20 protein-coding genes, 1 tRNA gene, 3 rRNA genes, 1 other RNA gene and 1 other annotated feature are annotated in these 20,329 nt (G+C 43.4%); of the genes, 20 read left to right on the top strand and 5 right to left on the bottom strand.

Translation table 11 applies throughout. The features are described 5' to 3' along the window. The 5 genes from B5D59_RS17800 to B5D59_RS17820 form a co-directional block, all read left to right on the top strand. A 23S ribosomal RNA gene (locus B5D59_RS17800) occupies positions 1–135 on the top strand; the annotation flags it as partial. 71 nt (positions 136–206) lie between these two features. Then, positions 207–322 (top strand): 5S ribosomal RNA (rrf, locus tag B5D59_RS17805). Positions 323–649: 327 nt separating this feature from the next. Then, positions 650–1,132 (top strand): glutathione peroxidase, encoded by a 483-nt coding sequence (locus B5D59_RS17810; RefSeq protein WP_078818850.1) that lies wholly within the window; start codon positions 650–652, stop codon positions 1,130–1,132. Positions 1,133–1,237: 105 nt separating this feature from the next. Continuing rightward, positions 1,238–2,704 carry an IMP dehydrogenase gene (gene guaB / locus B5D59_RS17815; protein WP_078818851.1) on the top strand — a complete coding sequence of 489 codons (1,467 nt, stop codon included), beginning with the start codon at positions 1,238–1,240 and terminating at the stop codon, positions 2,702–2,704. Positions 2,705–2,877: 173 nt separating this feature from the next. Next, the gene (locus B5D59_RS17820; RefSeq protein ID WP_078818852.1) at positions 2,878–4,227 is read left to right on the top strand and encodes a serine hydrolase; all 1,350 of its coding nucleotides are present in this window, start codon (positions 2,878–2,880) and stop codon (positions 4,225–4,227) included. 15 nt (positions 4,228–4,242) lie between these two features. Here the strand turns inward: B5D59_RS17820 and pdxR are convergent, their stop codons facing one another. Beyond that, positions 4,243–5,667 (bottom strand): MocR-like pyridoxine biosynthesis transcription factor PdxR, encoded by a 1,425-nt coding sequence (gene pdxR / locus B5D59_RS17825; protein ID WP_078818853.1) that lies wholly within the window; start codon positions 5,665–5,667, stop codon positions 4,243–4,245. A gap of 100 nt (positions 5,668–5,767) precedes the next feature. On the opposite strand from pdxR, the gene pdxS reads away from it, so the two are divergent. Both pdxS and serS read left to right on the top strand, forming a co-directional pair. After that, positions 5,768–6,613, top strand: a complete 846-nt coding sequence (gene pdxS / locus B5D59_RS17830; RefSeq protein ID WP_078818854.1) for a pyridoxal 5'-phosphate synthase lyase subunit PdxS — start codon at positions 5,768–5,770, stop codon at positions 6,611–6,613. Between the two features lie 122 nt (positions 6,614–6,735). Beyond that, positions 6,736–6,946, top strand: a binding site (T-box leader). Positions 6,947–7,012: 66 nt separating this feature from the next. Continuing rightward, positions 7,013–8,296, top strand: a complete 1,284-nt coding sequence (serS, locus tag B5D59_RS17835) for a serine--tRNA ligase (protein WP_078818855.1) — start codon at positions 7,013–7,015, stop codon at positions 8,294–8,296. Positions 8,297–8,309: 13 nt separating this feature from the next. On the opposite strand, the gene tadA is transcribed toward serS, so the two are convergent. Beyond that, positions 8,310–8,816, bottom strand: coding sequence for a tRNA adenosine(34) deaminase TadA (tadA, locus tag B5D59_RS17840; protein WP_009499383.1), 507 nt, complete (start codon positions 8,814–8,816; stop codon positions 8,310–8,312). A 256-nt stretch (positions 8,817–9,072) separates the two neighbouring features. Between tadA and B5D59_RS17845 the strand changes: the two genes are divergently transcribed. Then, complete coding sequence (locus B5D59_RS17845; protein ID WP_078818856.1) at positions 9,073–9,750, top strand: deoxynucleoside kinase; 678 nt, start codon at positions 9,073–9,075, stop codon at positions 9,748–9,750. Then, a complete protein-coding gene (locus tag B5D59_RS17850) occupies positions 9,737–10,396 on the top strand; it encodes a deoxynucleoside kinase (protein WP_078818857.1) in 660 nt (219 codons plus the stop codon). Before B5D59_RS17845 ends, B5D59_RS17850 begins: the two co-directional genes overlap by 14 nt. Positions 10,397–10,421: 25 nt before the next feature. Here the strand turns inward: B5D59_RS17850 and B5D59_RS17855 are convergent, their stop codons facing one another. Continuing rightward, the gene (locus tag B5D59_RS17855; RefSeq protein ID WP_078818858.1) at positions 10,422–11,786 is read right to left on the bottom strand and encodes an aspartate kinase; all 1,365 of its coding nucleotides are present in this window, start codon (positions 11,784–11,786) and stop codon (positions 10,422–10,424) included. Between the two features lie 156 nt (positions 11,787–11,942). On the opposite strand from B5D59_RS17855, the gene B5D59_RS17860 reads away from it, so the two are divergent. From B5D59_RS17860 to thrB, 3 genes are read left to right on the top strand one after another with little or no spacing between them, the layout of a single operon-like run. Further along, positions 11,943–13,235, top strand: a complete 1,293-nt coding sequence (locus tag B5D59_RS17860) for a homoserine dehydrogenase (RefSeq protein ID WP_078818859.1) — start codon at positions 11,943–11,945, stop codon at positions 13,233–13,235. A gap of 6 nt (positions 13,236–13,241) precedes the next feature. Next, positions 13,242–14,300: a threonine synthase gene (gene thrC, locus B5D59_RS17865; RefSeq protein ID WP_078818860.1), complete on the top strand. Its 1,059-nt coding sequence runs from the start codon at positions 13,242–13,244 to the stop codon at positions 14,298–14,300. After that, complete coding sequence (thrB, locus tag B5D59_RS17870) at positions 14,300–15,196, top strand: homoserine kinase (RefSeq protein WP_009499389.1); 897 nt, start codon at positions 14,300–14,302, stop codon at positions 15,194–15,196. Before thrC ends, thrB begins: the two co-directional genes overlap by 1 nt. A gap of 88 nt (positions 15,197–15,284) precedes the next feature. On the opposite strand, the gene B5D59_RS17875 is transcribed toward thrB, so the two are convergent. Both B5D59_RS17875 and B5D59_RS17880 read right to left on the bottom strand, forming a co-directional pair. Then, positions 15,285–15,377, bottom strand: a tRNA-Ser gene (locus tag B5D59_RS17875). A 41-nt stretch (positions 15,378–15,418) separates the two neighbouring features. Continuing rightward, positions 15,419–15,634, bottom strand: coding sequence for a hypothetical protein (locus B5D59_RS17880; protein WP_009499390.1), 216 nt, complete (start codon positions 15,632–15,634; stop codon positions 15,419–15,421). A 94-nt stretch (positions 15,635–15,728) separates the two neighbouring features. Between B5D59_RS17880 and ffs the strand changes: the two genes are divergently transcribed. From ffs to B5D59_RS17920, 8 genes are all read left to right on the top strand, one after another. Beyond that, an RNA gene (ffs, locus tag B5D59_RS17885) (signal recognition particle sRNA large type) lies at positions 15,729–15,994 on the top strand. 115 nt (positions 15,995–16,109) lie between these two features. Next, positions 16,110–16,577 (top strand): S-ribosylhomocysteine lyase, encoded by a 468-nt coding sequence (locus B5D59_RS17890; protein WP_078818861.1) that lies wholly within the window; start codon positions 16,110–16,112, stop codon positions 16,575–16,577. A gap of 81 nt (positions 16,578–16,658) precedes the next feature. Continuing rightward, complete coding sequence (gene dnaX, locus B5D59_RS17895; RefSeq protein ID WP_281250686.1) at positions 16,659–18,416, top strand: DNA polymerase III subunit gamma/tau; 1,758 nt, start codon at positions 16,659–16,661, stop codon at positions 18,414–18,416. 21 nt (positions 18,417–18,437) lie between these two features. Further along, entirely contained in the window at positions 18,438–18,758 is a 321-nt protein-coding gene (locus B5D59_RS17900; RefSeq protein WP_009499393.1) for a YbaB/EbfC family nucleoid-associated protein, read from the top strand. Positions 18,759–18,772: 14 nt separating this feature from the next. Further along, positions 18,773–19,369, top strand: coding sequence for a recombination mediator RecR (gene recR / locus B5D59_RS17905; protein ID WP_078818863.1), 597 nt, complete (start codon positions 18,773–18,775; stop codon positions 19,367–19,369). Between the two features lie 10 nt (positions 19,370–19,379). Next, positions 19,380–19,595 carry a YaaL family protein gene (locus tag B5D59_RS17910; protein WP_078818864.1) on the top strand — a complete coding sequence of 72 codons (216 nt, stop codon included), beginning with the start codon at positions 19,380–19,382 and terminating at the stop codon, positions 19,593–19,595. A 58-nt stretch (positions 19,596–19,653) separates the two neighbouring features. Then, the gene (locus tag B5D59_RS17915; protein WP_171805955.1) at positions 19,654–19,917 is read left to right on the top strand and encodes a pro-sigmaK processing inhibitor BofA family protein; all 264 of its coding nucleotides are present in this window, start codon (positions 19,654–19,656) and stop codon (positions 19,915–19,917) included. Between the two features lie 305 nt (positions 19,918–20,222). Further along, positions 20,223–20,329 (top strand): 16S ribosomal RNA (locus B5D59_RS17920); the annotation flags it as partial.

A 20,329-nucleotide genomic window follows, 5' to 3' on the forward strand; every position in this document is an offset into this window, starting at 1 on the left:
AGCCCCCTTCAAGATGAGATTTCCCATTACGCAAGTAAGTAAGATCCCTCAAAGATGATGAGGTGGATAGGTCTGGGGTGGAAGCACGGCGACGTGTGCAGCTGACAGATACTAATCGATCGAGGACTTAACCTATTTTAAGAAGCACTACTTGATGTACACAATGTCTTTTATTCAGTTTTGAGTGAACAAGCTTTACTCATCAGTCTAGTAACGATGGCGAAGAGGTCACACCCGTTCCCATACCGAACACGGAAGTTAAGCTCTTCAGCGCCGATGGTAGTCGGGGGCTTCCCCCTGTGAGAGTAGGACGTTGCTAGGCATGCGAAGCCATTCACTATGGTCCTCATAGTGAGTGGCTTTTTTGTGTTCTCGAAAATATGAAAAGAGGGAGACGGCTCGTTGTGTATGAAACGGTTTGGTGTGGTGCAGTGAGAGAAATGTTCGCACTTGAGGCGGATTGGTGCGGTGAGTGGAGAGAAAGGTTCGTGTATTTCCTGGATTGGTGTGTTTCAATGAAGATTTGGCTCATTTTCCGAGTGGAATGGTTCATTTGGAGAGGGATTCTGTGAAAGGTTGAAAAATGGATTGTTAGGTTTTCTTTTGATATTCATGTAAAGTGTATGAAAAGAAACGAGGTGATCTTATCATGATGACAGTTTATGATTTTATTGTGAAGACTGCTAGTGGAGGGAAGAAATCTTTACAGGCGTATAAAGGCAAACCAATGATTATTGTCAATACTGCCAGTAAGTGTGGCTTTACAAAACAGTTTAAAGAACTTCAGTATTTATATGAAGAATATAAAGACAGAGGGCTTGTGATACTTGGTTTTCCATCCGATAACTTCAATAATCAAGAATTCGATGATATTGAGGAGACTGTTGAATTCTGTCAGGTGAATTATGGAGTAACGTTTCCGATGTTTGCAAAGGTAAATGTAAAAGGTCACGGAGCAGATCCTTTATTTTGTTACTTAATTGAACAAAAGAAGGGCATACTGACAGAGGGAATCAAATGGAACTTTACAAAGTTTTTGATTGATCAGAATGGACAGGTAGTAGAACGTTTTGCTCCTCAAACGAACCCTCTCAAAATGAAAAAGTCATTGGAAAAACTATTCAATGAATAATGGGAATACTTAGTTTACACATTTGTGCCTTGACACGTTAGATTGGCGCTGATAACCTTTTAATAATCTTTACTGACAATAGTTATTTTAGGAGGCAGAAAGTTAATGTGGGAATCAAAATTTTCTCGTGAAGGTTTAACGTTTGATGATGTATTACTAGTTCCGGCTGCATCTGATGTGTTACCGAAAGACGTGTCCTTGGCCGTGAGTTTGACGGATACAATCAAGTTAAATATTCCTATTATCAGTGCTGGAATGGATACTGTTACTGAATCCAAGATGGCAATTTCTATGGCGCGCCAAGGTGGAGTTGGCATTATTCATAAAAACATGAGTATTGAAGAGCAGGCAGAACAAGTCGTTACGGTAAAACGTTCGGAAAATGGAGTTATTAAAAATCCTTTCTTCTTAACGCCAGAACATCAAGTGTTTGATGCAGAACACTTAATGGGGAAATACCGAATCTCAGGTGTTCCGATCGTCAATAATATGGAAGAGAAAAAATTGGTTGGTATTTTGACGAACCGCGACCTTAGATTTATTCAGGATTATTCAATGCTTATTGATGAAGTTATGACGAAAGAAAACTTAGTAACTGCTCCTGTAGGCACTACGTTAGAAGAAGCAGAGAAGACACTACAGCAATATAAGATTGAAAAACTTCCTATTGTAGATGAAAAAGGGATCCTAAATGGTTTGATCACCATTAAAGATATCGAAAAAGTAATTGAGTTCCCGAGTGCTGCAAAAGACCAAGCTGGCCGTCTGTTGGTCGGTGCAGCTGTAGGAGTGACTGTAGATACGTCTACACGCGTGGAGAAGTTAGTACAAGCAGAAGTCGACCTTATTGTTATTGACACGGCTCACGGTCATTCTAAGGGTGTTATTGACACTGTTAGAGAGATTCGCGCGAACTATCCGCATCTTGCGATTGTCGCAGGGAACGTGGCGACTGCGGAAGCAACAGAGGCTCTTTACGAAGCTGGTGCTGACGTGGTCAAGGTTGGAATCGGTCCTGGTTCAATTTGTACAACACGTGTAGTAGCAGGAGTCGGAGTTCCCCAAATCACAGCTATTTACGAATGTGCGTCAGTTGCTAGAAAATATGGCAAGACGATTATCGCGGATGGTGGAATTAAATACTCTGGAGATATTGTCAAAGCGCTTGCTGCCGGTGGACATGCTGTTATGCTAGGAAGCTTGTTGGCGGGTACTACAGAGAGCCCTGGTGAATCTGAAATCTTCCAAGGACGCCGTTTCAAGGTATACCGTGGCATGGGATCAGTAGCGGCAATGGAACAAGGTTCAAAAGATCGTTACTTCCAGGAAGATGAGAAGAAACTTGTACCTGAGGGTATTGAAGGTCGTATGCCCTATAAAGGACCACTAACGGATACGATCCATCAACTAGTTGGCGGTATTCGCTCTGGAATGGGCTATTGCGGGTCAAAAGATTTGGAAGCTCATCGGGAAAAGGCACAGTTTATACGTATGACAGGCGCCGGCTTACAAGAGAGTCACCCGCATCAGGTTCAGATTACGAAAGAAGCTCCTAACTACTCTGTGCGTTAACTATTATTAGAGAATCGGCAGGGAGGTAAATATACCTTCCGCCGTTCTAATGTTTTACACCTTTTTTCGTCACTTTCTATGAGCGAAAAGGTGTTTTTTTGGGATAAGGATACATGATACGGCGATAATATGGTACACTGATTTTTGATATTGTCAATACGGGGGTATAGTGAGTGAAAAAGGTAACAAGAAGATGGCTGTCAGTTTTGATGGTACCGATGATGTTGTTAATGACAATCGGAATCCATACGCCTGCGGCAAATGCAGAATCTTCCTTGGGGATTCATGTAGACGGAGCAATTTTGATTGATGCGGACAGTGGAAAAGTTTTATACGAAGAAAATGCTGATAAAGCATTAGGTATTGCAAGTATGACGAAAATGATGACGGAATACCTGATGTTTGAAGCATTGGAAGAAGGAACGATTTCTTGGGATCAAGAGTATCGGGTGAACGGATATACATATGCTGTGTCGCAAGATCGCCGTTTGAGCAATGTGCCACTTCGCCGTGATGGCACGTATACCATCCGTGAACTTTATGAAGCTGTAGCAATTTATTCAGCCAATGCTGCTACAATTGCGATCGCAGAGACAATTGCAGGAACAGAGGCAGAGTTCATAAAATTAATGAATGCCAAAGCTGAAGAGCTTGGATTAACAGACTATAAATTTGTCAATTCGACAGGTTTGAATAACAATGACTTACAGGGAATGCATCCAAGTGGGACAGGCGAGAAGGACGAAAACGTGATGCCTGCACGTTCTGTTGCCAAATTGGCCTATCACCTATTGCAAGACTATCCCGAGGTACTGGAAACTACAAAAATCAGTAAGAAGGTATTTCGCGAAGGTACAGAAGATGCCATCAATATGGATAACTGGAACTTCATGCTTCCCGGTTTAGTGTATGAGTACCCGGGAGTCGATGGCTTGAAGACGGGAACTACTGAGTTTGCGGGACATTGTTTTACAGGTACTGCCACTCGTGCTGATAAACGGGTTATTGCAGTTGTAATGAATGCTGTAGATACAAAGGGTGTTGGTTCGTATCAAGCACGTTTTGATGCTACTCGTGCATTGTTTGACTATGGCTTCAGTCAATTTACTGAAACAGAGCTTTTACCTGCAGGACATCAGTTCAAGAAACAAAAAACATTAGGTGTCATCAAAGGGAAAGAGAAGAAAGTTGGAATTGCCACAAAAGAACCTGTTAGCATGTTGATTCGCAACAGTGAGAAAAAAGAGTATGAACCTGAGCTTGTGCTCGACAAAAAGCTTGTGAAAGATGGAAAAGTTCAAGCACCATTGAAAAAAGGTACAGTGATCGGCCATGTGAAGTTAGTAAAAAAAGATGGTTCGGACCTTGGCTTTATCGATGGGGAAACAGCGGGCACTGAAGTTGTGACAACGGAAGAAGTGAAGAAAGCAGGATGGTTCTCTCTAACGATGGGAGCAATCGGAGATTTCTTTGCCAGCGCTTGGAAGAGTTCAACTGGTTTTGTAAAAGGATTATTTGATTGATGTAAAGCAACGGACCTATAAACTAGGTGTCGTTGCTTTTTTTATGTTCCAGACTTGCAATAGAGTGTCAATTCCTGTCGTGATCTCCTCTTCCGACAATCCACCAAAACCGATGAGGAAGGAGGGGGTGGACAAGCTAGGGACAGTTCGGTAGGTATCTAGGCCGCGAACTTTGATTCCCACGGATAATGCTTTCTCCAGCAATTCCTCTTCAGTACTCTCTATATGTACATGCAGCAAAATATGCATGCCAGCTTCATCGCCTGAGAACGAAATAAAAGGCTCGTAAAGTTTCAATACTTCAGTCAGAACTTGCATCTTTCGACGATAAATTTTGCGCATCCGATTGAGATGGCGGGAGAATTTTCCGTCGGCCATGAAGCGCGCAAGAATATGCTGATCGATCCTTGGAACCGAAGATGAATAGGGAATGAATGCTTGCCGATACATTTCCAGTAGCAGCGGAGGAAGCACCATGTAAGCAATACGCATCGAAGGCATAAGCGATTTTGTGAAGGTGCTCAGGTAAATAACGTTTTCGCCCTTATCCATTCCCTGCAATGAAGGGATGGGACGGCCGCGATAACGGAATTCACTGTCATAATCGTCCTCAATAATAAAAAAGTCAGGATTGGAAGCTGCCCAGTTCAAGAGAGCCGTTCTGCGTGCTGCAGTGAGCACTGTACCCGTTGGAAACTGATGAGAAGGGGTAACGTAGGCAATTGTTGCATTCGATCGTTGAAGGGCTTTTACTTCCATTCCCTCTTGATCCACTGCAATCGGGATTGTTTGCCTATGGCTTTCTGAAAACACATGCCTTGTCATCAAGTAACCGGGATCTTCAATAGCATAGCGAGCCTCCTCGCCCAGTATCCGAATAATCAATGGCAGTAATTGTTCTGTTCCGGAGCCAACGATAATTTGTCCAGGCGTACAGTCTACTCCACGTGAGTGATATAAATAACGTGCGATTTCCCGGCGTAATTCTAGGTCGCCGTGCGGGTCGCCCAACAGTAATAGATGGGAATGAGATGAATCTATTATATCGCGTGCATACTTCCTCCAATCTGAGAAGGGGAAGTGATCTGTATCAATCGCCCCTGCAGAAAAATCGTAGAGAATTGGCTCTTCCTTTATTTTTTGCACGGCAGCGGGGATTTCTAATTTCATTGGCTGCACATAGGCCAGTTCTTCAATCGCTTGAACGAAGTACCCTTTTCTTGGTTCTGCAGCAATGAAACCTTCTGCAGCTAGCTGGTCATAGGCCAATTCGATAGTTGTTTGGCTGACGTTCAGAAAGTCCTCCAACTGACGTTTAGAAGGCAGCTTCATCCCTACAGGAAATTTTCCATCAATGATATCTTGTCGAATTTGATTGTATATTTGCTGATATAACGGAATGTCTGATGTTTTCTGAAGCTCAATGAAAATCATATCCATGTTAAAAACTTCCTTCTGACCACTTCACTTATTGTCTATCTGGCTATTTCAATGTGGTCAAATTCGATTATACTGAAAATATCGAAAAGGGGGAAGAGATATGAATTTTAAATATGGTGGAGTTATCATGGATGTAATTAATGCAGAGCAAGCACGAGTGGCGGAAGCAGCAGGTGCAATAGCGGTCATGGCGTTGGAGCGGGTACCGTCGGATATTCGGGCAGCAGGTGGTGTCGCCCGGATGGCGGATCCTCGCATTGTTGAAGAAGTGCAACAAGCTGTTTCTATTCCGGTTATGGCAAAAGCACGAATCGGTCATATTTCCGAAGCACGTGTACTCGAATCACTTGGCGTCGACTTTATTGATGAAAGTGAAGTATTGACACCTGCCGACGATGAGTTTCATCTTCTCAAGAGTGATTTTAATGTGCCATTTGTCTGCGGTGCACGTAACTTAGGGGAGGCGGCTCGTCGCTTGGGTGAAGGAGCGAAGATGCTCCGAACAAAAGGGGAGCCGGGCACAGGAAATATCGTGGAAGCGGTTCGTCACTTACGTATGATCAATGCACAAGTAAATAAAGTAGTGCATATGAGCAAGGATGAATTGATGACGGAAGCGCGCGACTTAGGGGCGCCATATGAAATTTTATTAGCGATTAAAGAAGCAGGACGTTTACCAGTCATCAATTATTCAGCAGGCGGTGTGGCGACTCCTACGGATGCAGCATTGATGATGGAGCTAGGTGCGGATGGCGTATTCGTTGGCTCCGGCATTTTTAAGTCGGATAATCCGGAAGCATTTGCGCGTGCGATTGTACAGGCAACGGCAGACTTTCAAAATTACGGGCTGATTGCAAATTTATCAAAAGGTATTGGAACCCCAATGAAAGGTTTGGAAATGTCGACGCTGGCGGATAGTGAATTAATGGCAGCGCGCAGTTTATAACGTAAGAACATGTTATGGGTGGGATGACCGTCCATGACATGTTTCCAATGGTTTGATCGACATCTATTATCATGAACCTTGTCATTGAAGATTATTTGTAGTATGGTATATCTAATTTCACATATTTCACGATGATAGGAAGCAGTAGCAACTAGGTTTTTTCAAAGAGAGCCAGCGGGTGGTGTGAGCTGGTAAAAACCGTTGTGAATCCGTCCTGGAGTAGCAGAACTGAAGTCAGTAGGTTCTTGCCGGTCAGTTGAGCCGATATCTCAAACAAGTGGACTGGGTAACCAGTCAATTTGGGTGGCAACGCGGGTAGTTCTCGTCCCTTTTATAGGGGATGGAGGGCTTTTTTTATTGTTTTTTTCTATGTGGATTATCTAAAGGGAGGCGAGTTGTATGCTAGACAGTAAAGTATTGCGTGCAAATTTTGAAGAGGTAAAGGAAAAGTTGAGTAAACGAGGAGAAGATTTAACCGATTTTGATAAGTTTGGCGGGTTAGACGAGAAGCGTCGCGAAATCTTATCGAAGGTTGAAATTTTAAAAGCAGAGCGAAATGAAGTCTCACAACAAGTTGCGCAAATGAAACGTAATAAAGAAAATGCCGATGAAGTCATCGTAAGAATGCGGGAAGTTGGCGAAGAAATTAAAGCTTACGATCAAGAGCTTGCAAAAGTAGAAGAAGAATTAAACTATGTGCTAATGCGTATTCCGAATATCCCGCATGAAAGCGTACCGATCGGGGACAGTGAGGATGATAATGTTGAAGTCCGTACATGGGGAGATCAACCGAACTTTAGCTTTGAACCCAAACCGCATTGGGAGCTTGGAACAGACCTGCAGTTACTGGATTTTGAACGAGCAGCAAAAGTAACGGGCAGCCGTTTTGTATTTTACCGTGGACTCGGTGCACGTCTGGAGCGTGCGTTGATCAATTTCATGATGGATCTTCATCAGGAAGAACATGGATATGAAGAAATGTTGCCGCCGTATTTGGTAAACCGTGCAAGCTTAACGGGAACAGGTCAACTACCTAAATTTGAAGAGGATGCGTTTTTGGTTGAAGAAGAAGATTATTTCTTGATTCCGACATCTGAAGTGCCGGTAACGAATTTTTACCGAGAAGAAATTTTAGACGGGGCTAAATTACCACAAGCGTTTGCTGCATATAGCACGAATTTCCGTTCAGAAGCGGGCTCTGCTGGTCGTGATACACGCGGATTAATCCGTCAACATCAATTCAATAAAGTGGAACTTGTTCGTTTCGTAAAGCCAGAAGACTCTTACGATGAGTTGGAAAAATTGACAGGGCACGCAGAGCGTGTATTGCAATTATTAAACTTGCCTTATCGCGTATTGAAGATGTGTACAGCGGATTTAGGATTCACGGCAGCGAAAAAGTATGACTTAGAGGTATGGATTCCGACGCAAAATGTGTACCGTGAAATCTCATCTTGTTCAAACTTTGAAGATTTCCAGGCACGCAGAGCTTCTATTCGTTTCCGTCGGGAAGCAGGCGCGAAGCCAGAATACGTTCATACATTAAATGGCAGTGGATTGGCAGTTGGTAGGACAGTAGCTGCAATTTTGGAGAACTATCAGCAAGAAGACGGTTCAGTCGTCATTCCTGAAGTACTTCGTCCGTATATGGGTGGAAGAGAAAAAATCGAGGCACCAAAATAATAAGAAAAGAAGCTCACTCCAGGACTCCGTCTTGGTAACGGGCTTCTTTTTTTTCTTCTTTTCTTTTCCGGCGAATGGCACGAAAAAAATTGGTCAATAGCTGACCGCATTCTTCTGCCAATACACCTTCCTTCACTTCACATTCATGATTGAAGCGAGGGTCATTAAGCAATTGATAGAATGTATGAACGCAACCACCTTTTGGATCACGCGCACCATACACTACACGAGGAATACGTGATTGCAGAATGGCGCCTGCACACATCGGACAAGGCTCTAAGGTGACATATAAAACAGCATCTTCCAGTCTCCAGCTCCCTAATGTTTCACAAGCAAGTTGAATTGCTGAAAGCTCAGCATGGGTCACAGCATTCTGAGTTGTTTCACGTAAATTATGGGCAGATGCAATGACTTTGCCGTCATGGACGATAACTGCTCCAATCGGGACCTCTCCTAAAGTCTCAGCTTTCTTTGCCTCATCTATAGCTAACATCATATAGTACTGATCATCTTTGTGCATTTCGTCCACTCCTTACAAATAGTCTATCATGTGAAAGGTCAAAATCAATATTTCAAATGTTCCACGTGAAACATTTAGGGGACGATGGATGAATTTGATTGCCTCAATAGGGAATCCGTCCATAAAGAATTATAAAAGTTTGAGTTGTTACTCAACAGAAAACTACTTTTAGTTAATTACTACTTTAAGAAATGGGGATTTTCCACTGAATTCAGATAAGTACCATACCTGGCCTTCTGATGTGTTAAAATAAAACATGTATCTAAATTGGAAGGGTGAAGGCCACGTGTTTGTTCCATTCATTGCTGTCGAAGGTCCGATCGGTGTAGGGAAGACTACATTGACTGCAGCGATTGCGAAGACTTTTAGCTATCAACAGCTTCAAGAAATCAGCAGTGAAAATCCATTTTTGGATCAATTTTATCAGGATAAAGAAAAGTGGAGTTTCCAAACAGAGATGTTCTTTTTGTGCAATCGTTATGAGCAATTGAAACAAATCAATAAAGACTATATATCCGCGGGTATTCCTGTTGTAGCGGATTATCATATTTTTAAGAATATGCTGTTTGCGCAGCGTACACTGGAAGCCAGTGACCTAGCTAAATATAAAGAAATTTACCGTATTTTGACACAGGATTTACCAATGCCAAATATCATCATTTCATTGTCGGCTAGCTTGTCGACATTACAACAGAGAATTCATGAGCGCGGACGTTATTATGAGTCCGATATGGATTCTGACTATTTACAACTGCTTTCGGACGATTACAGTTCCTACATACCTGAGTTTGAAAAAGCACATCCTGACATCTCTGTTCTCCATATAGACGGTGATCAGATGGATTTTGTGCGTAACACGCAAGACTTGAAGAATATTTTGGCTAGAGTGGATGCAGCTGTACAGAAAGGTTTGAATTTGAATGAAACTACATGAAATTCCAAAGAATAGCGTTTTTGCAGTGGCAGGAATGGTAGGTGTAGGTAAGTCTACGATGACTAAAGCTCTTGCATCGCGTCTTGGCTTTCAAGCATCCTTTGAAAATGTAGCAGAAAACCCTTATTTAGACCGTTTTTATAGTGATTTTGAACGGTGGAGTTTTCACTTGCAGATCTTCTTTTTGGCAGAACGTTTTAAAGAGCAGAAGCGGATTTTTGAAAATGGCGGTGGCTTTGTACAAGATCGCTCTATTTACGAGGATGTTGGAATTTTTGCGAAAATGCATGCTGATGAAGGTACGATGGATAGTGTGGATTATACCACTTACATGAATTTGTTCGAAGCGATGGTCATGACTCCTTACTTTCCGCATCCAGACGCCTTAATTTACTTGGAAGGTTCATTGGAATCGATACTTGAACGAATCGAACGGCGGGGAAGAGAGATGGAGTTGCAGACGTCTCGCGGTTATTGGGAAGAAACACATCGTCGATATGAGAAATGGATTGATTCGTTCACGGCATGCCCTGTCGTACGATTGAATATTGAGGACTATGATGTATTGAGGAATGAACAAGATGTGGATCAAATTATTGATAAAATAGCGAATGTGATAAAAAAAGAGCCGACTCCCGATAAGTAATGGGGGATGTCGCCTCTCTGGCCTTTTAATGTGCTGGGACTTCTGTGAAGAATTCTTGATATAATTCACGTAGGACGAGATTTTCATCCTTTTCTTGAATACCGAAAACCAAACTGACTTCAGAGGATCCTTGGTTGATCATTTCGATATTGGCGCCTGTCCGTGCAATAGCGGATGCCGCACGTGCTGCCAGACCTCGAGTATGACGCATGCCTTCTCCTACAAGTACGACCATGGAATAGTCATGTTGGAAATGCACATCGTCGGGGTGCAACTCTGTTTCGATGCGATTTATAATACGCGCTTCTTTTTCATCCGTTAAGTGTTCGCTGCGAATAATAACGGAGAGGTTGTCGATTCCTGACGGTGTATGCTCATAAGGAATTTCTTCTTCCTCGAGAATTTGCAGCAAGTGGCGTCCGAAACCGATTTCTAAGTTCATCAAGTATTTATCTACGAATAGCGTTGAGAAGCCATTATCAGCCGCAATGCCGACGACGGATTGGAGTGCATGGTCTCGGTTTCGTACGATCATGGTACCCGGCGCGCTAGGATTGTTCGTGTTTTTGATGCATACAGGAATCTTGTGGCGAAATGCTGGAACCAGTGCTTCCTCATGGAAAACTGTAAAGCCTGCGTAGGCAAGTTCACGCATCTCTCGATAGGTCATCGTATCAATTGCCTGTGGGTTCTCGATGACTGTTGGATTCGCTGAAAAAACGCAATCCACGTCGGTGAAATTTTCATAAAGTTCTGCGTTTGTAGCGGCTGCTAAGAGTGCACCCGTAATGTCGGAGCCTCCCCGATTGAATGTACGCAATGTTCCATCTTCTGTATAGCCAAAAAAGCCTGGGAATACGACAATGCCCTTTTTATCGCGTAAAGTGCATAGTTTTTCATTACCTTCAGGTAAAGCGCGAACGCGTTCTGGGCGGAGGTTAACGAGCAGACCACCTTCACGCGGATTAACATACTCTGCGTCAATACCAATATGTTGGAAATACGCAGCAATTAATTTCGCATTGTTGTCTTCACCGGCAGCTTTTAGACTATCTATATACAAGATTTCATCTGATTGATCTTTCTTTAACCGTCGAATTAAATCTTGTTCGATGATTTGAGCAATCCCGCTATCGAGATCAAGACCTTCAGCGATTTGTTGATAGCGTTCCACGACATTATGTAATGCATCAGTCGGATCTTTTCCGGCTAGTGAAGTGTCTGCCAGGTCAATCAGCAGGTCTGTCACTTTAATATCTTCAGAAAAGCGTTTACCCGGAGCAGAAACTACGACGATTTTTCTAGAGGGATCAGACACGACAATGTCGACCACTTTACGGATTTGTTCCGCAGATGCGACGGAAGTTCCGCCAAATTTACAAACTTTCATTATATACCAGATCCTATCTATTTGAGATTATCTATCTATTATTTTAGAAAATTCATGATAACGGGTTGTTATTGAAGGCGGAATTCTCTATAATTGTCCTTATGCGAAGAACGATTGTTTTTTCATAGTGTACATTGTAGATGGGAGAATCGTCAAATGAAAAATGAAATTAATATTGGTTTGCTTGGCTACGGAGTTGTAGGAAGCGGCGTGGCAACCATCTTACATAACCATCAGGAAGATTTACGCCACAAGTTAGGTGTCCCTGTATCGATTAAGAAAGTAGTCGTTAAGGATTTAGAGAAAAAGCGTAACGGTGTTATATCGAAAGAAATGTTTACAACTTCTTTGGATGAAGTTCTCAATGATCCGGAAATTGATTTAGTGGTAGAAGTAATGGGAGGAACGTCAGCCGCTCAAGAGGCAATACGACGTTCATTGGAAGCAGGCAAAGGTGTTGTGACTGCAAACAAAGATGTCATGGCAGAGTCAGGTCCTGAATTATTGAAACTGGCAGATGAAAATAAATGTGATCTATTATATGAAGCGAGTGTAGGTGGAGGAATTCCATTGATCCGCACGCTGGAAGATGGATTAGCGTCCGACCGGATTACCGCATTGACAGGTATCGTCAATGGAACAACGAACTTTATTCTTACAAAAATGAAGCATGAAAATAAAACTTATGAGGATGCACTTGCAGAAGCAACGGAATTAGGATTTGCAGAAGCAGATCCATCTGCAGATGTTGATGGTATCGATGCTGCTCGAAAAATGGTAATCTTGGCTTCATTATCATTCTCTACGGAAGTCCGTCTTGATGATGTGTTCGTCCGTGGTATGAAAGAAATCAAAGATGGTGATTTGCAGCTGGCAGAACAGTTTGGTTATACAATCAAAATGGCTGGCTCTGCACGTAAAGACGAGGAGGGCATCGAGGTAGCGGTGGAACCGGTTTTCTTCCCGAACTCTCACCCGTTGGCAACGGTCAATAATGAATTCAATGCGGTATATGTCTACGGTGATGCAGTCGGTGAAACAATGTTCTATGGACCTGGAGCGGGCTCCATGCCAACCGCGACTTCAGTAACAGGTGATGTGGTAGCCGCTTGCCGTAATTTATTGCTAGGCGTGAATGGTAAGAGATTACATGCTCCGCAATATGAGCGAAAAGTGAAGAGTGACGATCAGAAGTATGCTCGCTATTTCCATCGAATTACGGTACGCGATGAAGTAGGCGTTTTGACGGAACTGACTTCTATATACAGCCATCATAAAGCAAGTTTAGCTACGGTCGTTCAAGACTCAGAGCTGCATGAAGAAGGTGCGGACTTAATTTTCATTACCCATAAAATATCTCGTCAACAACATTTGGATATTTTACAGGACTTAAAAGATACACCAACGGTCATTGACATTTCGAGTCATTACCGGGTGGAAGGAGAATAATTTATTATGAGACGATGGAATGGATTGATCGAAGAATATAAGGAATGGCTGCCTGTTACTGAGAACACACCTGCATTGACTTTGCAGGAGGGGAATACACCGCTGATTCACTTGGAGAACTTGTCGAAGCAGTGGGGAATCAATCTCTATGTAAAAACGGAAGGTACAAATCCTACAGGTTCATTTAAAGACCGCGGTATGGTCATGGCGGTTGCCAAAGCGAAAGAGGAAGGGAAAACTGCATTGATCTGCGCATCAACGGGTAACACATCCGCTGCTGCAGCGGCGTACGGTGCACGTGCCGGAATGCGGACAATTGTCGTAATCCCGGAAGGTCGCATCGCGCTTGGTAAATTGGCACAGGCAAAAATGTATGGAGCAGAAATTGTAGCAATCGAAGGTAACTTCGACGAAGCACTTCGTATGGTCCGTGAAGTCGGTGAAGGAAAGATTGCATTGGTGAATTCCGTTAACCCTTATCGTTTGGAAGGTCAAAAGACCGTAGCATTCGAAGCGATCGAGCAGCTCGGCAAAGTGCCGGATATCTTCGCATTGCCTGTTGGAAATGCCGGAAATATCTCTGCTGCGTGGAAAGGCTTCAAAGAGTACGCGGAGAAAAAAGGTACAGGTACACCGAAGTTACTAGGCGTACAAGCGGATGGGGCAGCGCCAATTGTTTATGATCGTGTATTCGAAGAGCCAGAAACTGTTGCAACGGCCATTCGCATTGGGAATCCTGCAAGTTGGCACCTAGCGACTCAAGCATTAGAAGAATCTGGCGGCGATATTCTCTCCGCAACAGACGAAGAAATTCTAAAAGCCTATCAATTACTTGCTGCGTCAGATGGAATCTTCGCGGAGCCTGCGTCTTGTGCAACGATTGCAGGGATCAAAAAACGTTTAGATGCCGGATTAATTGATAAAGGTACAACCATTGTCGGAATCCTGACAGGAAATGGCTTGAAGGACCCTGAGACAGCGATTAACGTTAACTCCGATAAGCCATTAATGACGAATGAACAATTTGATAACTTTCTTAAAGAATTGAAAGAGGGGAACGACTAATGACGGAAGCCGGTTTTTCAGTGACCGTGCCAGCCACGACGGCGAATCTCGGACCCGGCTTCGATCATTTAGGTCTTGCCCTTTCACTTAAAATGACAATAGAAGTATCTTCTGCCGCACAGTGGCATATTCAGTATCAAGATAAGGAATATGCCTCGCTGCCAACAGACGAAACAAATTTAATTGTACAGACCATTCAACAGGTAGCTTCACGATATGGTCAAGTTGTAGCGCCCCACAAGTTGGTTGTTTACTCTGATATTCCTTTAGGAAAAGGTTTAGGGAGCAGTGCAACAGCAATTGCTGCAGGAATTGAAATTGCGAGCGAACTGGCAGAGCTGCATTTATCACCTCAAGATAAACTCCGAATCGGCAGTGAGTTGGAGGGGCATGCAGATAACATAACGGCTGCATTGCTCGGTGGGATTACTGTATCCTATTTTACAGAAGAACAGATGGAAGTCCTGACATTCCCTGCACCCCCGATTGGCGTAGTGATAATGGTTCCGCCGGTCGCATTGAAAACAGAAGCTTCTCGCGGACTATTGCCTGAGCAAGTGACGCATAAGACAGCGATTCAAGGAAGTGCAGCGGGCAGTTTGATGACAGCAGCAATTGCGCAAGCTGACTGGGTAACAGCGGGCCGTATGATGGAACGAGATATTTTTCACGAACCATACCGTAAGATCGGATTTCCTGAATTTGATGAAATTCGATTAGCGTGTAAAGAAATCGGTGCGTACGGCATGACGATCAGTGGGGCAGGTCCCTCACTTTTCATTGCTGTCCCGCCTGAGACCGAGCAACAAGTAGCAGCTTTGCTTGATCAACGTTTTCCGCATTATCAGGCGATTGCGTTGCAACCAGCAGAGCAAGGTGCGTATATTTCAAAATAAAGAAGCATCCGGGCTATATGCTCGGATGCTTCTTTATTTTTATGCAATAAAAAAACGTTACATCATGTAACGTGTAATGTCAAAAATATGGCGGAGGAAGAGGGATTCGAACCCCCGCGGGCTTTAACACCCCTGTCGGTTTTCAAGACCGATCCCTTCAGCCGGGCTTGGGTATTCCTCCGTGTTGGACAAGTAATACTTTATCATGTTCTAAAAGTAATGTCAACGGTTATTCTTTAACTTTTCTTTTCTTCGATAAAATATGCGCCATATATAGAAACTTAGTAGGCCAGCCGCTTGAACAGCAACCGCATAAGTAAAGTTCAAATTTGAATTTGAGTAGATCATGATAAGTAAACCGATTAGGACAGCCGGCAGTACAACCACTGTGTACATACGCACTTCAGGGTTTCGAAAACTTAGTTCAAACTCTTTCATTTGAAACACCGCCTTTCTATATATTCTATCGTATTCAACACGTTGGTACAATAAATGTTTGATTTTTAGTGTGGAAGCTGTATAATTAGAAATGCCGTGCTAGGTGGGGAATTAGCGGTGCCCTGTAACTTGCAATCCGCTCTAGCAAGACTGAACTCCTTCTCGAGGCTGTCCGCATGTAGGGTCTGCCTCTTGCACGTAGTGTTGACGTCTGGGTCCTGCGCAATGGGAACCCATGAACCATGTCAGGTCCGGAAGGAAGCAGCATTAAGTGGACTCTCTCATGTGCCGCGGGGTAGCCTAGGCCGAGCCAACGACAAGAGTAACGCTTATGTGCGGCAGTCGAAGGAAGGTGCACGGCTTTAATTGAACAATTCACTCGTCCGTTCTTAGAATGGGCGAGTTTTTTATGTCCTGAAAATGGTGTATACTTTGAAGGAGAATGAATTCATCTAACGAAAGGGAGCGATTTGCGATGGCGGAGAAACAAATGAACGTAGAAAGTTTTAATTTGGATCACACGAAAGTAAAAGCACCTTATATTCGATTAGCAGGAACTTCTGAAGGACAGAACGGGGACAAAATTTATAAGTACGATTTGCGTTTTTGTCAACCAAATAAAGAGCATATGGATATGCCTTCCATTCATTCATTGGAACATATGATGGCAGAGTTTAGCAGGAATCATTCAGACCAAATTGTGGATATCAGTCCGATGGGTTGCCAAACCGGTTATTATTTAGCAGTCATCAACCATGAAGACTATGAAGAGATCCTTTCTATAGTAGAAAAAACATTGAATGACGTGTTAGTGGCTACCGAAGTGCCTGCTTGTAATGAAGTACAGTGCGGTTGGGCAACAAGCCACAGTTTAGAAGGAGCCAAGGAGCTTGCACGTAATATGCTGTCGAAGAAAGATAAGTGGACTGAGATTTTTGCGTAAGACTTTCAAGAGATCGTAAAGCCATAAAAGCAGTATTCATGCTATAATAGAAGTATTATGCAAAATGGAGAAAAGGGGGAAATGCAGTTGATTTATCAAGCATTATATCGAGCCTATAGACCGCAGACATTCGGCGAAATGTCCGGTCAGCAGGCTATCAAGCAGACACTGCAAAATACCCTTCTCCATCAGAAAACGACGCACGCGTATTTGTTTTCAGGTCCGCGCGGAACAGGGAAGACAAGTGCGGCAAAAATTTTCGCGAAAGCCTTGAACTGTGAGAACGGACCGGCAACGGAGCCGTGCAATGAATGTGAAACGTGTAAAAGTATCACAGAAGGATCGAATACCGATGTCACCGAATTTGACGCAGCCTCCAATTCACGTGTCGAAGAGATCCGCGATATTATTGAACGTGTTCATGTTGCTCCGTCGAATGCACGTTTTAAAGTGTATATCATTGATGAAGTGCATATGCTCTCGAACTCGGCATTTAACGCATTGTTGAAAACATTGGAAGAGCCTCCTGCCCACGTGGTATTTATTCTAGCAACAACCGAGCCTCATAAATTGCCGCTTACGATTATTTCTAGATGCCAACGATTTGACTTTAAACCGATTACAGCTGGGGAAATCATGCAGCGCATGAGGAAAGTGCTGGACGATATCGGTGTGAAAGCGGAGGACGGGGCAATGCGGGCAATTGCACAAGCAGCCACTGGCGGTATGCGAGATGCTCTCAGTATGCTAGACCAGGCAGTGTCGTTCAGCGGAGATGAGCTGACCACAGAAGATGCGTTGTTAGTGACAGGAGCGATTGGGGAAGAGATTTTTTATCAGCTTGCTCAAGCAATCCAAGCAAAAGATGCGGGTTCTGCACTTACTTTGTTGCACCAATTAATAGCAGAAGGTAAGGATGTTGGCAGATTGGCGGAGGATATGATCACATTTTTCCGCGACATACTATTGCTTGGCACAGCACCTGAGCTGACAGATTTGCTGGAACTGATTTCGGATGGTGAAAAGTTCAAAGAGTTGGCGCAAGGGTTTCATTCCGATGACCTGTACCGGTACATTGATATATTGTCGAAAACTCAACAGGAGATGCGGTTCTCCAATCATGGGAAGGTTTATATCGAGTCGGCGCTCTTGAAAATGATTCATTCAGGTGATCAACGTGTGGCTTCATCTTCTGCAGCAGATCCTGAAACGGCTCAAAAACTGGCTGCGTTGGAACAGACGGTTCGTCAGCTTCAACAACAATTGGCAGCGAGTCCTGTGCAACAAGCTACCGCAGAATCTCAAGCTCCAACTCGTCGGGCTGCTTCAACTGCGTCAAGATCTGCCAAAGTACCAACAGGTAAGATCGTTGAAGTATTGAAATCCGCAACAAAGTCGGATATACGGACAATACGAGAGCAGTGGGCCGGGATGATGCAAAGTTTACAGAGATCTCATGCGGCTTTATTGGAAGAGACTGAACCGGTAGCGGCATCTGAGTCGGCTTTTGTGTTAAAATTCAAGTATGAAATTCATTGCTTGATGGCGTCAGAGAATGGAACACTGCAAGCAGGACTGTCTGAAGCATTGTTGCGTCTAACAGGAAAAGCGTATGAAGTGATTTATGTCGCGGAAGATAGCTGGCTGAAAGTACGACAAGACTTCATTCAAAAGAATGGCCTGACCGTTCAGAAAAATCGGGAGTTCTCTCAACAATCGGAAGTGGAGCAATCCGCTTCAGCATTTATGGAGGAAGCGACTCTTGAACAAGCGGATCCCCTCGTAACAGAGGCGGAGAAACTTTTTGGAAAAGATTTTATTACTATAGAAGAAGATTAAATTCTTGAGGAGGAATTGACAATGCGTGGAATGGGAAATATGCAAGGTATGATGAAGCAAATGCAGAAAATGCAAAAGAAGATGGCAGAGGCTCAGGAAAACTTAGGTGAAGAGCGAATGGAAGGTACAGCTGGCGGTGGAATGGTGAAGGTTATCGTATCCGGACATAAAGAAGTCTTGGAAGTCATCATCGATCCAGAAGCAGTAGATCCAGAAGATGTGGAAATCCTACAAGATTTAATTGTTATTGCAACAAATGAAGCGATAACAAAAGCGGAAGAATTAACGAACTCCACAATGGGGCAATTTACTAAAGGAATGAACTTGCCTGGGATGTTCTAGGAGGCTGTGTAGTTATGCATTATCCGGAACCTATATCTAAACTAATGGATAGTTTTATGAAATTGCCAGGCATCGGCCCCAAAACTGCGGGTCGTCTGGCGTTTTTTGTATTAAGTATGAAAGAAGATACGGTACTCGACTTTGCAAAAGCGCTCGTCGATGCAAAGCGTAACTTGCAATTCTGTTCGGTATGCGGTCATATAACAGATATTGATCCATGTCATATCTGTCAGGACCAATCGCGCGATCGTTCGACGATCTGTGTGGTGCAAGATCCGAAAGATGTGATTGCTATGGAAAAGATGCGCGACTACCGCGGGTTATATCATGTCTTACAGGGTGCAATCTCTCCTATGGATGGTATTGGACCGGAAGATATCAATGTTCCCTCCTTATTGACTAGATTGCAAGATGAGGAAGTACAAGAATTGATTCTTGCAACGAACCCTACTATAGAAGGAGAAGCAACAGCGATGTATATATCCCGTCTTGTTAAACCATCCGGCATTACAACTACTCGTATCGCTCATGGTCTACCAGTCGGCGGCGACTTGGAGTACGCGGACGAAGTCACACTTTCGAGAGCATTGGAAGGCCGCCGAGAATTGTGAGGAGTGTGAGATGTTGTTTGGAAAAAAGAATAAATTAAAAAAAGAATATGATGACCGGCTTCGTGATTTAATGTTGGAAGCAAAAGAAGATTGGGAACGAGCACGAGAAGTTGAGAGTTATATTAACGATTATGACGAGGATGTCCTGACACAACGTAAAATGGCGGAGTGTAGATACTTCTATCTGTTTCGTGAAGCAAAGATACGGAATTTAGGGAACGGTTGAACTAAAAGCTAGCAGAAACGCATATAGATAAGTATCTATGAAAGAAAGGGCGTTTTCTGTGAGAGTTTTAGTAATAGTTGCCTTAGGTATTGTTTCACTAATTTTATTAAGTATGAGTAAAACAACCTTAGAAAAAAACATGGAGCGCTTGTCTGTCTTCTGGTTTCGCTTGGCTTTTGCGTTCTTTGTACTCTTCTTAATGAACATTGCAGGTGGGTTTATTGGGATCTACGTGCCGGTAAACATTGCTTCAGGCATCATCTTGGCAGTCTTAGGAGTACCAGGATTCGCGGCGTTATGCGGTTTCGCTATTCTTTTTTAAAAAGAATAGCGAAAAAGCTTGCAATATAAAATGTACGGTGGTATATTTATAAGCGTCGCATCGGGGAGTTGCAAAACACCCGAACAACACAAAAAAACTTTTCAAGAAAAAGTGTTGACAACAAAACAGCGATTTGGTATTATAAGAAAGTTGCCTCTTGCGAAAGAGCAGCCATATGAACCTTGAAAACTGAACAGCAAAACGTTAACGAATTATACGTTTGTGCATCGGCTCTGCCGGTGACATAAACAAAATGAGTATCTTAAATGATGCCAGCAAGAAATCGAGCTAACTCGAATTTCTCTTTTATGGAGAGTTTGATCCTGGCTCAGGACGAACGCTGGCGGCGTGCCTAATACATGCAAGTCGAGCGAATCTTTGGGAGCTTGCTCCTAAAGATTAGCGGCGGACG

Source organism: Sporosarcina newyorkensis (assembly GCF_900167515.1).
Taxonomy (GTDB): domain Bacteria; phylum Bacillota; class Bacilli; order Bacillales_A; family Planococcaceae; genus Sporosarcina; species Sporosarcina newyorkensis.

What these genes read in the sequence shown, in the direction of transcription:
- recR (WP_078818863.1), top strand. Translation starts at nt 18,773, where the DNA reads ATGCATTATCCGGAACCTATATCTAAACTAATGGATAGTTTTATGAAA.
- tadA (WP_009499383.1), bottom strand. Translation starts at nt 8,816, where the DNA reads ATGCACAAAGATGATCAGTACTATATGATGTTAGCTATAGATGAGGCA.
- B5D59_RS17845 (WP_078818856.1), top strand. Translation starts at nt 9,073, where the DNA reads ATGTATCTAAATTGGAAGGGTGAAGGCCACGTGTTTGTTCCATTCATT.
- thrB (WP_009499389.1), top strand. Translation starts at nt 14,300, where the DNA reads ATGACGGAAGCCGGTTTTTCAGTGACCGTGCCAGCCACGACGGCGAAT.
- thrC (WP_078818860.1), top strand. Translation starts at nt 13,242, where the DNA reads ATGAGACGATGGAATGGATTGATCGAAGAATATAAGGAATGGCTGCCT.
- guaB (WP_078818851.1), top strand. Translation starts at nt 1,238, where the DNA reads ATGTGGGAATCAAAATTTTCTCGTGAAGGTTTAACGTTTGATGATGTA.
- dnaX (WP_281250686.1), top strand. Translation starts at nt 16,659, where the DNA reads ATGCAGTTGATTTATCAAGCATTATATCGAGCCTATAGACCGCAGACA.
- B5D59_RS17900 (WP_009499393.1), top strand. Translation starts at nt 18,438, where the DNA reads ATGCGTGGAATGGGAAATATGCAAGGTATGATGAAGCAAATGCAGAAA.
- B5D59_RS17880 (WP_009499390.1), bottom strand. Translation starts at nt 15,634, where the DNA reads ATGAAAGAGTTTGAACTAAGTTTTCGAAACCCTGAAGTGCGTATGTAC.
- B5D59_RS17910 (WP_078818864.1), top strand. Translation starts at nt 19,380, where the DNA reads ATGTTGTTTGGAAAAAAGAATAAATTAAAAAAAGAATATGATGACCGG.
- B5D59_RS17890 (WP_078818861.1), top strand. Translation starts at nt 16,110, where the DNA reads ATGGCGGAGAAACAAATGAACGTAGAAAGTTTTAATTTGGATCACACG.
- pdxS (WP_078818854.1), top strand. Translation starts at nt 5,768, where the DNA reads ATGAATTTTAAATATGGTGGAGTTATCATGGATGTAATTAATGCAGAG.
- B5D59_RS17850 (WP_078818857.1), top strand. Translation starts at nt 9,737, where the DNA reads ATGAAACTACATGAAATTCCAAAGAATAGCGTTTTTGCAGTGGCAGGA.
- serS (WP_078818855.1), top strand. Translation starts at nt 7,013, where the DNA reads ATGCTAGACAGTAAAGTATTGCGTGCAAATTTTGAAGAGGTAAAGGAA.
- B5D59_RS17860 (WP_078818859.1), top strand. Translation starts at nt 11,943, where the DNA reads ATGAAAAATGAAATTAATATTGGTTTGCTTGGCTACGGAGTTGTAGGA.
- pdxR (WP_078818853.1), bottom strand. Translation starts at nt 5,667, where the DNA reads ATGGATATGATTTTCATTGAGCTTCAGAAAACATCAGACATTCCGTTA.
- B5D59_RS17810 (WP_078818850.1), top strand. Translation starts at nt 650, where the DNA reads ATGATGACAGTTTATGATTTTATTGTGAAGACTGCTAGTGGAGGGAAG.
- B5D59_RS17855 (WP_078818858.1), bottom strand. Translation starts at nt 11,786, where the DNA reads ATGAAAGTTTGTAAATTTGGCGGAACTTCCGTCGCATCTGCGGAACAA.